The 12,903-nt window shown below is 61.2% G+C and carries 14 protein-coding genes and 1 tRNA gene; 7 read left to right on the top strand and 8 right to left on the bottom strand.

Annotation, left to right across the window (positions count from 1 at the left end; translation table 11 throughout):
* Positions 1-11 precede the first annotated feature (11 nt).
* Positions 12-932 carry a transcriptional regulator CynR gene (gene cynR / locus TA3x_RS02860; protein ID WP_435018592.1) on the bottom strand — a complete coding sequence of 307 codons (921 nt, stop codon included), beginning with the start codon at positions 930-932 and terminating at the stop codon, positions 12-14.
* Positions 933-1,101: 169 nt separating this feature from the next.
* Here cynR and TA3x_RS02855 point away from each other — a divergent pair, with 169 nt between their 5' ends.
* The 3 genes from TA3x_RS02855 to TA3x_RS02845 are packed head-to-tail and all read left to right on the top strand — an operon-like array spanning position 1,102 to position 2,784.
* Positions 1,102-1,335 (top strand): glutaredoxin family protein, encoded by a 234-nt coding sequence (locus TA3x_RS02855; protein ID WP_435018591.1) that lies wholly within the window; start codon positions 1,102-1,104, stop codon positions 1,333-1,335.
* Between the two features lie 46 nt (positions 1,336-1,381).
* Positions 1,382-1,888: a cupin domain-containing protein gene (locus tag TA3x_RS02850; protein ID WP_435018590.1), complete on the top strand. Its 507-nt coding sequence runs from the start codon at positions 1,382-1,384 to the stop codon at positions 1,886-1,888.
* Positions 1,888-2,784 carry a dihydrodipicolinate synthase family protein gene (locus TA3x_RS02845; protein ID WP_435018589.1) on the top strand — a complete coding sequence of 299 codons (897 nt, stop codon included), beginning with the start codon at positions 1,888-1,890 and terminating at the stop codon, positions 2,782-2,784. Before TA3x_RS02850 ends, TA3x_RS02845 begins: the two co-directional genes overlap by 1 nt.
* A gap of 301 nt (positions 2,785-3,085) precedes the next feature.
* Here the strand turns inward: TA3x_RS02845 and TA3x_RS02840 are convergent.
* A tRNA-OTHER gene (locus TA3x_RS02840) sits at positions 3,086-3,200 on the bottom strand.
* A 426-nt stretch (positions 3,201-3,626) separates the two neighbouring features.
* Between TA3x_RS02840 and TA3x_RS02835 the strand changes: the two genes are divergently transcribed.
* Positions 3,627-4,625 carry an amidohydrolase family protein gene (locus TA3x_RS02835; RefSeq protein ID WP_435018588.1) on the top strand — a complete coding sequence of 333 codons (999 nt, stop codon included), beginning with the start codon at positions 3,627-3,629 and terminating at the stop codon, positions 4,623-4,625.
* A 174-nt stretch (positions 4,626-4,799) separates the two neighbouring features.
* On the top strand, positions 4,800-6,086 hold the full coding sequence (locus TA3x_RS02830; RefSeq protein WP_435018587.1) for a DUF4062 domain-containing protein: 1,287 nt from the start codon (positions 4,800-4,802) through the stop codon (positions 6,084-6,086).
* 840 nt (positions 6,087-6,926) lie between these two features.
* On the opposite strand, the gene TA3x_RS02825 is transcribed toward TA3x_RS02830, so the two are convergent.
* From TA3x_RS02825 to TA3x_RS02800, 6 genes are all read right to left on the bottom strand, one after another.
* A complete protein-coding gene (locus TA3x_RS02825) occupies positions 6,927-7,088 on the bottom strand; it encodes a hypothetical protein (RefSeq protein WP_435018586.1) in 162 nt (53 codons plus the stop codon).
* Between the two features lie 39 nt (positions 7,089-7,127).
* Positions 7,128-7,379, bottom strand: a complete 252-nt coding sequence (locus TA3x_RS02820; protein ID WP_435018585.1) for a hypothetical protein — start codon at positions 7,377-7,379, stop codon at positions 7,128-7,130.
* A 20-nt stretch (positions 7,380-7,399) separates the two neighbouring features.
* Entirely contained in the window at positions 7,400-8,494 is a 1,095-nt protein-coding gene (locus TA3x_RS02815) for a PIN domain-containing protein (RefSeq protein WP_435018584.1), read from the bottom strand.
* A gap of 71 nt (positions 8,495-8,565) precedes the next feature.
* Positions 8,566-9,393: a TIGR02391 family protein gene (locus TA3x_RS02810; RefSeq protein ID WP_435018583.1), complete on the bottom strand. Its 828-nt coding sequence runs from the start codon at positions 9,391-9,393 to the stop codon at positions 8,566-8,568.
* 425 nt (positions 9,394-9,818) lie between these two features.
* Positions 9,819-10,430 (bottom strand): hypothetical protein, encoded by a 612-nt coding sequence (locus TA3x_RS02805; RefSeq protein ID WP_435018582.1) that lies wholly within the window; start codon positions 10,428-10,430, stop codon positions 9,819-9,821.
* 27 nt (positions 10,431-10,457) lie between these two features.
* On the bottom strand, positions 10,458-11,165 hold the full coding sequence (locus tag TA3x_RS02800; RefSeq protein ID WP_435018581.1) for a hypothetical protein: 708 nt from the start codon (positions 11,163-11,165) through the stop codon (positions 10,458-10,460).
* Between the two features lie 203 nt (positions 11,166-11,368).
* Between TA3x_RS02800 and TA3x_RS02795 the strand changes: the two genes are divergently transcribed.
* Both TA3x_RS02795 and TA3x_RS02790 read left to right on the top strand, forming a co-directional pair.
* Complete coding sequence (locus tag TA3x_RS02795; RefSeq protein ID WP_435018580.1) at positions 11,369-11,785, top strand: helix-turn-helix domain-containing protein; 417 nt, start codon at positions 11,369-11,371, stop codon at positions 11,783-11,785.
* The gene (locus TA3x_RS02790; protein ID WP_435018579.1) at positions 11,782-12,837 is read left to right on the top strand and encodes a hypothetical protein; all 1,056 of its coding nucleotides are present in this window, start codon (positions 11,782-11,784) and stop codon (positions 12,835-12,837) included. Before TA3x_RS02795 ends, TA3x_RS02790 begins: the two co-directional genes overlap by 4 nt.
* Positions 12,838-12,903: the final 66 nt, after the last annotated feature.

Below are 12,903 nucleotides of genomic sequence, written 5' to 3'. Positions count from 1 at the left end.
CCGGCTCGCCCTCAGCCTTCAGGCTCATCGGCCCGGGCGACCCGTCCCGGGGGCCGGCCGCGGAACCGGGCGACCTCCGCCGCGAACGCCCGGGCGGCGTGGCTGCGGTAGGCCCCCCGCCGCCAGAGCAGCGAGACGGTGCGCCGGGGCGTCGGGCCGTCCAGGCCCACGGATCGCAGCCCGCCGACGCCCTCGCCCAGCGCCAGGGCCGGCAGGATGGTCGCCGCCCCGCTGCTGCGGACCGTCGCCAGGATCCCCTCGATCGAGTTCATCTCGACGGCGATCACGGGCCTCGCCTTCGACCCTTCCAGATATTCGTCGACGAGACGGCGGGTGCTGAACCCGGCCGACATCAAGACGAGCCGCTCCCCCTCCAGCGACCCGGCCCCCACCCGCTTCCGCCTCGCCAGGCGATGGCCGTCCGGCACGACGAGGACCAGTTCCTCGTCGAACAGGTCCTCGGCCTCGACCTCCGACGGATCGGCCGGCGCGAACGAGATGCCGAGGTCGATGCGGCCGGCGGCGAGCCGCTCGGCGATCTCGCCGGCCGACAACTCCTCGACGCGGACGAACAGGCCGGGATGGGCCGCGGTCAGCCGCGCAACCGCCCCGGGGATCAGGTAGACGTTGGCGGTCTGGACCGTGCCGACCACGACCCGGCCCCGCCTCAGCCCTTCCAGCTCCCGGATGGCGACCACGGCATCCTCCATCTCCCGCAGGGCCCGCCGGGCGTGCTCGCGGAAGATCTCCCCGGCCGAGGCCAGCCGCAGCCGCCGGCCGATCCGCTCGAACAGCGGGGCCCCGACCTCGTCCTCCAACTGGCGGATCTGCTGCGACAGCGTCGGCTGCGACACGTCGAGCCGTTCCGCCGCCCGGGTCACGTGCTCGTCCTCGCAGACCGCGAGGAAGTAGCGCAGGTGGCGGAGTTCCATACGGGAGATCCTGATCGATTTCACCTATCAAACCCATCACAAATGGGTCTTGGACCTATCAAGGCTAGGGGTCTAGGATACCCCCGTCAACAACTTCGGCCCTCCGCAGGGGCCATCGGTGACGGGCCCTGCGGCGTGCGATCACCCCGACCGGACCAGGAGCAGGATCATGACCAAGGCCATCTACTATCACGCCGGCTGCCCCGTCTGCGTCTCCGCCGAGCGGAGCATCGCCGAGTCCCTCGACCCGGCCCGGTTCGAGGTCGAGGTCGTCCACCTCGGTGAGTCCCGCGACCGGGTCGCCGAGGCCGAGCGGGCCGGGGTGGTGTCCGTGCCCGCCCTCGTCATCGACGGCGGGGTCTTCCACATCAACCACGGGGCGGACCTCTCCGCCCTGAAGTAACCCCCGGACTCCCGGAACCCGCACGCCAGACCCGAGGAGGCGATCCATGAGCACGACGCACGAGACCCGGCCGACGAAGTACCAGTCCGCCGACTTCGACAAGACCCCGCCGAGCCCGCGGGTCGAGATCCCCGACCGCCTGATCCACGAGGGGGTCGAGTCGGCCGGCCGCCACGGCGATTACTCCGCCCAGCGCAAGCACCCGGTCTTCTTCGTCGACCTGCCGACCCACTGCATCAGCATGACGATCGGCTGGCTCGACCCAGGCCAGTCGTCGAACATGCACCGGCACACCTACGAGACGGTGCTGTACGTCCTGGAAGGGCAGGGCCACAGCGAGATCCAGGGCCGCCGGGTCGAGTGGAAGGCCGGCGACGCCCTCTACATCCCGGTCTGGGCCTGGCACCGGCACACCAACACGGCCGAATCCGGCGTGGCCCGCTACCTGGCGTGCGAGAACGCCCCGCTGCTCCAGAACCTCGGCGGCATCGCCCTCCGCGAGGAGGCCCAGAAAAAGAGCGAACCGGCCCCCGGCCCCGGGGAGGCCCATTGATGTCGCGCGACGTCCCCTTCGAGGGAATCATCGCCTATCCCATCACGCCCTTCCGGGCGGATGGGGCGGTGGACCTCCCCAAGCTCCGGGTACTCCTGGACCGCCTGCTCGCGGGCGGCGTGCACGGGATCGCCCCGCTGGGGAGCACCGGGGTCTTACCATACCTCTCCGACGACGAACGGGAGGCGGTCGCCGAGGCCACCCTGTCGCACATCGGCGGCCGGGTCCCGACGCTCGTCGGCGTGTCGGCCCTGACGACCGAGCGCACCGTGCACCACGCCCGGTTCGCCGAAAGGGCCGGGGCGTCGGCGGTGATGGTCATCCCGATGAGCTACTGGAAGCTCACCGACGCGGAGGTCATCGGCCACTACGACGCCGTGGCCCGGGCCATTTCGATCCCGGTGATGGCCTACAACAACCCGGCGACCGGCGGCATCGACATGACGCCCGAGTTGATCGCGCGGCTGCTGGAGATCCCCAACGTCACGATGGTCAAAGAGAGCACCGGGGACGTCGGTCGGATGCAGCGGCTGATGCAGCTGGCGGGCGACGAGGTCGCCTTCTTCAACGGTTCCAATCCCTTGGCCCTCGCCGCGTTCGCGGCCGGGGCGCGGGGCTGGTGCACGGCGGCCCCCAACCTGATCCCGGGCCTGAACCTCGAATTGTACGAGGCCGCGATGGTCCGGAAGGACCTTGCCGCAGCCCGCCGCGCCTTCTATCGCCAGCTCCCGCTCCTGCAGTGCATCGTGGCGGGAGGGCTGCCCCGCACGATCGCGGCCGGCCTGGAATGGCTCGGCGTGGATGCGGGTCCGCTCCGGGCCCCGCTGCTCCCGCTCGGCCAGGGCGAGAAACAACGACTGGGGGCCATCCTCGACGACCTCGCTCGACCGGATTGAGGGCGCCGTCCCGACCGTCACGGGGGACAACTTGCCCCGGAGGCCCTCGGCCTTGGCCCGTCGTTCGACGACGGCTTGCAGGCCGGGCAGGGCGAAGTTTCCCAAGCGGTGACGCCCTTCCGAGGGTGGCCGACAGACGCTTGAGGTGGACCCTGATGCCGCCCAGGGTCATGACTTCGAGCGGGCCGTCAGCATGAGTCTCCAGGGACGGGCCATGCCCCCAATGCGACGAGGGTCGTCTGACCGAAGGCTTTGGTAAGCCTCTGGCAAGACGACCCTTCATTCTGCCGCAAATCTTGAGTACCGAAGGTCGGACTCGAACCGACACGGGTGTTAGCCCACCGGATTTTGAGTCCGGCAGCGGAATGCCAGAAGTCCATACAGGATGAGAACTTCGAAGATGACACGATTGCGGCTTGTGGAGCCTGTTCGGACATGAGTCTGCGACGAGTCATCGAGGCATGGCCTGACTTGCCCTTATTCCTGAAGGAGGCGGTGATGACTCTGATCGAGGGAGGTCATCGGCGGGGACTTTCGTGAAGTTGCTCCCGTGATGACGAGCATGCGACAAAAAGGTTGATGCAAAGGAGGAAGGCGGGCCTGTCACGGGCGATGCCCTCCGGCGACCAGCCCTTTTATTTTCACTTGTCGGGGCGAATACCCATGCGCCCAGCTTACCTCCCTGGTAGCCTGGGCCAAAATTGATACGGAGCCAAGTGGGGCCACATCGATTTGAGGGTGGGTAACGCCGTGCGAGGACCTGCAGTCGAGGTCGTCGCCACGACTTGCCCCCGGCCCTAGTGACGGTGCGAATGGCACCATCCGTCCGGGAGGCCGACGCCATGCATCGACGCCACTTCCTCCAGGCCGCCATCTCGGGAGCGATGCATGCATCGAGCCAATCGTGGGCGATGGCCGATGATCGGTGTGTCCCCGTGATCGATACCCACCTGCACTGCTTCGCACGCAAGGACGACGCCAGGTTCCCCTACGACCCCGATGGGCCGTATCAGCCGGATCAACCGGCCACGCCCGAGCACCTGCTGAAGTGCATGGCCGAGGCGGGCGTGGACAATGCCGTGGTCGTCCACCCCGAGCCCTACGGGGATGACCATCGCTACCTGGAGCACTGCCTGGAGGTCGGGCGGGGAAAGCTTAAGGGGACCTGTCTGTTCTTCGCCGATCGGCCCGGCTCGCTCGACCGCATGAGCGCCCTGGTCAGGAAGCACAAGGGCAGGATCATCGCCGCCCGCATCCACGCCTATGCCCCGGACCGCCTGCCCCTGTTCGGCAAGCCCGAGTTGCGGGCGTTGTGGAAGCACATCGGCGACCTCGGCCTGGCGGTCCAGATCCACTTCGAGCCCCGGTATGCCCCCGGCTTCGAGCCGCTGATCAAGGAGTTCCCCGAGACGACGGTGATCATCGACCACCTGGGCAGGCCGTTCCAGGGCAGCCCGCAGGAGTACACCTTGGTGCTCGGCTGGGCCAAGCTCACCAACACGGTCATTAAGCTCTCGTCACTGCAAAGGCGGGAGGAGTACCCCCACCGGGACGTGGGGCCGGTCGTCAAGAACCTCGTGAGGCGGTTCGGCCCCGACCGGTTGATCTACGGCGGCGGGTTCGGCGCCGGGGCCACCGGGTCGAGCTATCGGGCGTACCGAGAGCGTGCTCGCTCCTTCCTGGCCGACCTCTCCGATGAGAACCAGGCGAAGGTGTTGGGCGGGACGGCGGCGAGGCTCTACTGGTCAGAAAAGTCTTACAAGAGTAAGATTTGCCTCCAGGGCAAACGGAGATGGCCGGGTGGGTGCTTGACCGCATCTGGGAACGGGACGACAATTTGACAAACATCGCACCCACTCCCAAACCTCAGGTAAACGGAGGCATATCATTATAAGTTCATAAATATACATATCGTTTAAAGTCGGCGCAATCCTCGTTTTCACATTCGGCTAAAGCGAAAATCAGAGGACCGCCTCGGACGAATTTTCCTCCTCGATAAACTCTGGAATAGTCATATGGCTTCTGGTAAACCAAAAATTTTCATATCTTCAACAATTTACGACTTTCGTGACTTGCGATCCGCAATTAAGTATTGGCTGGAAGAGCTAGATTATGAGGTTTTCCTTTCTGAGTTTAATGATTTTCCGAAGCTGCCAGACCAAAACTCCTACGACGCCTGCATTCAAGCCATTGAGATGGCCGACTACTTCATTTTGTTGGTTGGTGGACGGGTTGGCGGATGGTTCGACCAGAAGCAGCGGATTAGCATTACAAGGCTGGAATATAGAACCGCATATCGAAAATTGACTGAGGGGCGTCTAAAAATTTTGACCTTTGTCAGGCAAGAGATCTGGGACATCAAGGAAGACAGGAAGGCTCTAAGTGATTTTCTTCAAAGAGAGTCTTCGCAGAATTTGGAACTAGACAATCCCATCATCGCAGAGTTACCAAATCACCCGAGCAAGGCGATCAATGACCCCAAGGATCTTTTCGACTTCTTGCGTGAGATAAGCAGAGCGGACGAAATGAAAGCAGCGATCAAGGGGGAATCAGCCTTTCCGGCGGGAAATTGGGTTCACACATTTGCAAATTTTAGAGACATAATAGATTCTCTTAAGGTTGCTTTCAATATTAATTACAGCGTGCGAAGGATTACTCTGGCGGCCAACCTTCGCCATGAGCTACTTGGGAACATCAAGGCCCTACTCGGCAAAGTAAAAGGAGTCCCAACGCCTCAATATATGTGGACCAGTGCGGCTCGCAGCCAATTGAAGGGTGGGGTCGATGACACATCGATCTACAAGGGCAATTCGCTGTCAAATCTAGCGATATTTTGCCTGATTGGCGCAAAAGCAGGAGACCGACTGGCAGTCCACTTTTTGAATGAGGCGTTATCATCAGGGGAGTTTTTGGATTTTAATCCCGAGGACGACAAATACCAAGTGGGCCCACTTCAAGAGACTCTAATCGCCCTGAGAGACCAGATCGACAGACTCAATTCGCTTGAGAAATTAATCGACATTCAATACAGATACCGTTTCGTAGAGAAATTCAAAACATTCAAAGGGCAAACCAAAGTACCAATCCCCAACCTCGAGTTAGTACAAATATTCAGCATACACGACTGCCAATCAAACATTTTTGAAATACTCTTACGTTTGTTCAAGTACTTCGGCAGTGGTGAAGACCGCTTATCTACTTTGGAGCTACGCCCTCCATCACCCTTCGATGGCGAGACATTGTTAATGTCAAAGGAGAAGCCGTCCACCGAGGAGGTGGAGTCTTGGCTTTCAACCCTTTAGAACATGAACGGTTGGCCTGCATGGCGTGCGAGTGGTACTTGGGAAGAAGATCAGGGTTGCAACCCAACCATCATTTCTCACCGTTTAAGGACGCCCACAATGAAAGATGATCTCGAAATCCTCTGAAATTTTTGCAAGGAACATTACGAGCAGGGGCGTCATCAGGAGACCCAACGGTCCAACATCGGGAACTTTATACTGGTGATTGAGGGAGCGATCTTGGCTTTTGTAGCAAACAAGCCCTTAGATCAAATCGGGTATTCCTTGCCCGTGTTCCTGATCTTACTCGGAATTTTCGGGGCCGTGTTTAGTCTTAAACATTACGAAAGGTTTCGATTTCACTGGCGGATTGCTGGGGCTTTACGAAACGAAATCGAGCAAAGGTTGTCAGTTGCAGGAACTCCCACGCCAATTCTTGGTCTAATTCAACAAGGAATCGCAAAGCACAATACTAAACGCTTGAATCGGTTTATCGAAAAAATTCCACTCTTTGTCCTATGGATTTTATTCCATTTGGGGGTCTCTATAATCGGCATTGTCCTTGTAACACAGGTTTCCAACCGATCCACGCTTGCTTCCCAAAACGATTCAAAATTACCAGGGAGGCACGCTGTCACCCTTCCCGTCCAGGATGATTCGGTTCCACAGTTAAAAGCAAAGCCTACACTGCCCCAGTCGCCGCATACGACCCCCATCGCCCCGAATTCAAAGCAGGCGAATCCGGGCGCAAAGTAACGAATTCGATGAATTTGGCCCCCGTCGCATGCATCACCCGGCGGAATCCGCCATGAGATTGATCGCCATCAGCCGTCGAGTCGAGTCGAGTCGAGTGCAATATTGTTAGTCGCATGCTTCCAACCTCTGCGTCAGAGATTCTGGCTCGGCCAGGCGGTGGTCGGTGCCGACGACGACCAGGGCCGACTCGGGCAGTCCGCTGGCCCGTACCAACTCCAGGCTGTCGGCGATCGGGATCACGTCGTCGGCCTCGCTGTGCAGGACCACCGTGCCCGGCTTGACGGTCGTGACCTTGCCCCAGCGCTTTCATGCCGGGCAGAGGAGGACCAGCGGGGTCGAGCCCGACTCGACATACACCGCCACGGCGCCGCCACGGGAGGAGCCGACGATCAAGTCGGGGCGGTGCCGGTCGTACTCGGCCTGGGCGGTGCGGACGGCCTGGTCCCAGTCGTCGTCCGAGAGGGCCGGGTTAATGACCTCGTGGCCGTGCCTGATCAGGTAGGATGGCTTTACGCCACCTGGGACCGAGTGCCAGCCGTGGAGGAAGAGGATCTGCATCGGGAGGAGGTGCGGATTGGTCAGAATGGGATCTCATCATCATCGTCGGGGGCGACACTGGGGTGGGGAATTTCCGGCCTCTTCGACGGATCAGTAGATTCGCCTTCTTGGAGATCGGGGCCATAATCGACGGCGGGTTCCGGCATCTCCGGGGACTTCTCCTTGGCGTATAACCTATCGAATTCTTCCACACGATCCGCATCGAGTGCGGACCTATGCAGGGCCAGGAGCTTCGTCAGGATTGAACGGACGCCGGGCTCTTCGGCGATCCAGTAGACCTGATTGTTGTCCAAGGCGGCTTCGAGGATCTCACACGCCTGGTCGTCGGTCAGGTCATCAACCTGGGACAAGCCCCTGAGCGTCCTCCTCGTGGCCTTGAAGGTCGGGCTCTTCGCCAGGTCCTTGATCAGGATCTCTTTCTCAAGCTCGGTGGCGAGCTTGATCTGCGGGAATTTCTCGTTGAAGAATGCCGACAGCCGCCTGTAATACTTGACCTTACCCTTCTTCTTGCTGGACCACTCCCGTTCGAGGAACGGCGAGAACTCGTCGTCGCTGCCCTCCATCCGATAGTCCACGTCTTCGGCGATCAGGGAGAGGTCATGCCCGTCCTCGACATGTTCGAGCAGGCACTCCCAGTTGATTGCATCGCCAAGCGAGTCCTTCTTGCCCGGCGGGTTCCCACGCCGGTGACGCCAGAACGCCCTGGTGATGACGGCCTGGGACGCCACATTCATCTTTGCCTTGGCGAACAACTCCTTGATCACGGCGTCGGCCTTGAGCTTCTCTTTGCCGAAGTCCTCGGTGAGCCTGCGGAGCAAGAGGCCCTTGGCTTCGTTGTACCGGCGGATCGCAACTCTCATCTGCTCATACGGCTCTTCGTAGTCCTTGCAGAGTTGGGGGAACTGGTCGTTCAGCCTGTCCGCCTTGAATTTCTTAATGGCGTCGTTGAACTTGGCGTTCCGGTTCCGCCAGAATTCGTCCACGACCTGATCGGTAACATGGAGCGTTACCTTTTCCTTCTCGATCAGGACGACGAGCTTCCGCAACTCTTCAAGGTCATCGTTCGAGTAGTGGTAAAACGAGAGCCAGATGTTGGTGTCGAGAAACAGGTCCACGTCTTAGCTCTCCCTCAGCCGTGATCTTTGCCTCGCCTGCTTATGGCACTTTGTACGAGCTTCGTCGAACCTCAGGGTCGGTAGCGGTACGCCAAGTCCAGCTTCCTATGGACCAACGAGATCGTCGTCAGAATGTCGAGGGCGTCCTGCTCGGTCATGTCCCATTCGAGCCTGGGGTTGTGGGCCAGCGGGTTGCGGATGGTGCCGTACAGGCCCTTCAGGAGGTTCATAAAGCCCCGCTGCTCTCCCTCCAAGCTCTCGGTGTCCAGCCTGTTGATGGCGACCAGGGGCGGGCCATACCTCATGCCGAAGGCGGTGTAAACCAGTTCGACGCCATCCCCGGTCGTTCCCGAGAGGCCCCGGATCTTCGACGTGATGCTCTTCATCGCCTCGAAGACGGCGTGGAAGTAGTCTTGCTGGAGAATCTCGGCGTTGCAGAACCTCAGGACGTCGGCGTGGACGGCACGCTGGACGAGGGCGGCGTGGAGGCGGTTGGCCCGTTCGAGGGCCTGGTCGATGGTCCGGGCGGCGTCGGCCTTGCGGATCTGGCCGTCCTCGCCGAGGGTCATCCCGCAGAGGGCCAACACGGTGTTCAGCCGGTTCCGGCGGGCGTGGAAGACGGTGGGGTTCTCGACGTACCGGGCCGGGTCCATCGACCGCTTGATGAAGATGGTGATGTGGTTGCCGACCTGCTGCTCGTTCTGGATCGTGACGAAGGCGTTGAGCAGGCGCTTCCGCTTGGTCATATCGGGCGAGCAGTCGGGAATGCGGCTGTCCCGGAGCAGGTAGCCGATCTCCGGGCCGGTCAGGTTGCCTTCGGTGTCGCCCAGGATGCGGCTGATCGCCTCCAGCCGTTGAGCGTTGAACGGGGCGACGTGCTGCTTGAAGGTGGTAGACACGCTGCTTCCTGGGCCTCTCGCTACGGGGATCGGTCAGGTCGGGAGCGGGACGAGCCGCAGGCGGCCCTCCTCGGCGACGGCGAAGTGGCCCGACAGGCGTGGTCTTGAGCGAGTGCGACCGCCGACGGCCCCTCGATCTTCGTGAGATTGCTCCTGAGTTGTACATCCGGTTGTTCTCGTCCAAGTCGATGCCGACTCCGGGACCTGGTTGAGTACACCGAAAAAAGGTTGGCTCATGATGGATTTCGGGGTGGTGGTTTGTTGTTTTCGTCATAACCACTTTCAAGAGCGAGGTTTCCGACCCCATGGCCTAATGCTCGCACTGAGCGAACAAGTTGTTTTACTGCATGGAGTTATGTCCGACACGGATAGACCACCACCCCGGAATCCATCATGAGCCAAAAGGTTAACTTGTTCTTCTCAACTCACGAGATAGCTTGAATGAACTCGGCTACGTCCTTGATACTTGCAAGAATCGAGGCGACGGTCGGGGCGACCTCCTTGACCCGCTCATAATACCGTTTGATCAGCCCGCCCTCCTTTGCGTGGCTTTCGATTTCCGCCGTCAACTTTCCCAGGTTGTCGGCCACGTCATGCTTGTCGGCGACCGGCAGGTTGAGACCATCCAGGCCGGACCGGGCTTCCAACAAGAGTCTTTTCGCCTCTTGGTCGAGCGTCTGCGAGCCCTCGACGTGATCCTTGTAGACCGAGATATCCCTGGCGTTCACGGTGCCGGAGCCGACCACGCCGCCGATGTTGTCGCCATGTACGATGTTCTTCACAATTTGATCTCCCGTATTGATCGTCATGTGGTTGATGGTCATCGAGCCGGGGAGTCGCCCGAACTCCTTCAGGTACACTTGGCCGATCTCCTCGTCACTGATCGGGGAGTCCTTGACCGGCAAAGAGTCCTTGTAATGCTTGAGCACCTCGGGATGCTCCTGCGAGAACTCGAACAGGAACTCCTTGTCGCAGGGAAATAGCTCTTCGAGCGACTTCTTCGTGACCCGGCGTTTTCCATTCCTCAGGAGTTGCACGAGCGACGAGTTCGTGTTCAGGTTCTCCTACTGGAGGTATTCGAGCACGAACATGTGGTAATACTCCTGATGGTCCGAGGCGGGATGGTAGCGGATGCTCAGCTTAGGGACGAGGAGCACCGGGATGCCGTCGTAGATGGGTAAATTACCGTAGCCATTCTTCCAGTCCCCCAGGGCAGGGTCCCAGGAAGCCCCGGCCTGGACCCGCCGGGACGGGATCTTGTGGATTCGGCACTGAAGCTCCGTGAACCAGACGAGTCGGCGTCGGACGATGTTGATGGTGATGTCGGAAACCTTGTCGTGGCCGATGCCGGGGATCATCAACTCGCAGTCGTTCAAGTCCCGGAGGACGCCGGACCTGGCCGCCTTGCTCTGCTTCAGGCGCTCGTAGAGGTCGATCGCCTGCTCCCCGCCGATGCCCCGCCCCCTCGGGCGGCCCCTAGACTGGCCCAGGTGGGTTATGTCGGGTTCGTGCAGGTTGCTCAGCAGCAGCCTGGCCCGCCCGTGGTCCTCGGCCCGGATGCTATCCACGACGCTCTGGAAGAAATCGACGACGAGGTTGTTGCACTCGATCGACCAGAGGTCGGTCCCGACCTTGAAGGCGTACGGATCGACGTAGAGCGGCACGTCGGTGCTGACCGGGATGTCAACGAAGTCGAGTTCATCCTGGCCCCGCTCCAGGCGGAAGTGCTCGGAGAAGAAGATGACCGTCTCGGTCGGGGCGGCTCCGAGCATCGGGCGGGATCTCCACCGGGGAAATGGGGCGGGACCGGCCCGCAAGGTTGGCCCGTCCCGTGAAGACTTGCTCATCGTAGAGGGCCGGTTAAGGGCATGATCGAATCCTAAGGTCCGCTATCCAAGAAGTCAAACTTCTTGCAAGCCGTGACTTCCCCTTGCTGCGGACACGCCGATGGGGTATGGTTTCGTCGGAGGCCAACGTGAACACGAAGATGCAATCGGTCGGAGAACGCATCCGTCGAAGGCGGCTGGAGTTAAGCTGGACGCAGGACGTACTGGCCGAGAAGGCCGGTATCAGCAAGAGCTTCTTGTCCGACCTGGAGAACGGCAAGCGGAGCATCGGTGCGGACAAACTTCTCGACCTCGGTCGGGTGCTGAGCCTGTCCCTGGACTATCTCATGTCCGGCGAGGAGCCGGGACCGGTCGCCACCGAGGTGCAGATCCCGGCCAACCTGGCTTCCTTCGCTGCGAAGGCGGGCCTGTCGTTCCGCCAGGCCCTCACCCTGCTGGAGATGCACCAGCAGATCGTCGCCCATCGGAGCGTCTCGAAGAAGGGCGGCACGGAGAAGGTGGACTGGCAGAAGTTTTACGAGGCCGTGAAGGAGTTCCTCGAATGAGCCGCCTTGATCAGGAACCCGAAGTCGGCGCCCTCGCCGCCGAGTTGGGCCTATCGGGATGTGGGTCCCACGTCGATGCCATCGTGGGCCATTGCCTGCTGAGGGTCGGTCGATGGGTGCAAGAGGACGGGCCGGTGGCGTCCATAGATCATCTTGAGGCGGTCGTCGCCAGCCGCCTGCGGATGGTCTTCGAGGACGTCTGGAGCGACGAGGACCTCGATGCCCTGATCGAGAAGTACGTGAAGCTCGGGGAGGGCGTCTTCAGGTTCCTCAAGCACGACTTGGACGGCTCGACGTTCGGTGCCACCTACCGCCGCAGCAAGGCGGCCACCGACGCCCCGGACCGACTCGTCGCCATCATCGACTGTCGGGGAGAGAAGGGGGCACGTCGGTTCTTCACCCGTTGGCATGAGGTCGCCCACTTCCTGGTCGGGAACGGCGAGGTGAAAACGCCAGTGTTTAGGGCATCTCACGACCCGCTCGAACGGTTGATGGACGAGATCGCCGCCAGGGTCGGCTTCTACGAACCGATCCTCGGACCGGCGTTCGATTCCGAGATGTCGGGCCGGTCACGGTTGCACTTCGAGGTTGTGGAATCGGTCCGTCGGCGGCACTTCCCCGACGCCAGCTTCCAGTCCACCCTGTTCGCATGCCACCGGAGGACGGCCACGGCGGTCGTGTACCTCGAAGCGTCCCTGGGCCACAAGGCCGAGGACCACCGTGAGATCAGTCAGGGTTCGCAGTGGCTCTTCGAGGACGCCCGGCCCGAGGCCCGGTTGCGGGCCGTCCAGGTCGTCCCGAACGCCGCCGCACGGGCGGCCAACTTGACCATCGTCACGAACATGCGGATTCCCGAGTCCTCGGTCATCCACCGGCTGCACCGAGACGAGGATGCCTTGGAAGCATCGGGCCGGGAAGACCTCGGCTCGTGGGAGCACTCCGGCGGGAAACGCCTGGGACGCCGAGAAGTCTGGATCGATGCCAGGAAGGTGAAAGGGCGCATAATGGCCCTCTTGCAGCCAGAAAACCGAATCGCATCGACTTCACCTTAGATCAGTGAAGATTGATTGCACTTTTCGAAGAATTCATTCGGGCATGGGCGACGTGCATCAACGTCC

The sequence above is a fragment of the Tundrisphaera macrotermitis genome (assembly GCF_051175315.1).
Classification (GTDB): Bacteria; Planctomycetota; Planctomycetia; order Isosphaerales; family Isosphaeraceae; genus Tundrisphaera.
This window is presented reverse-complemented; position numbering and strand designations above follow the sequence as displayed.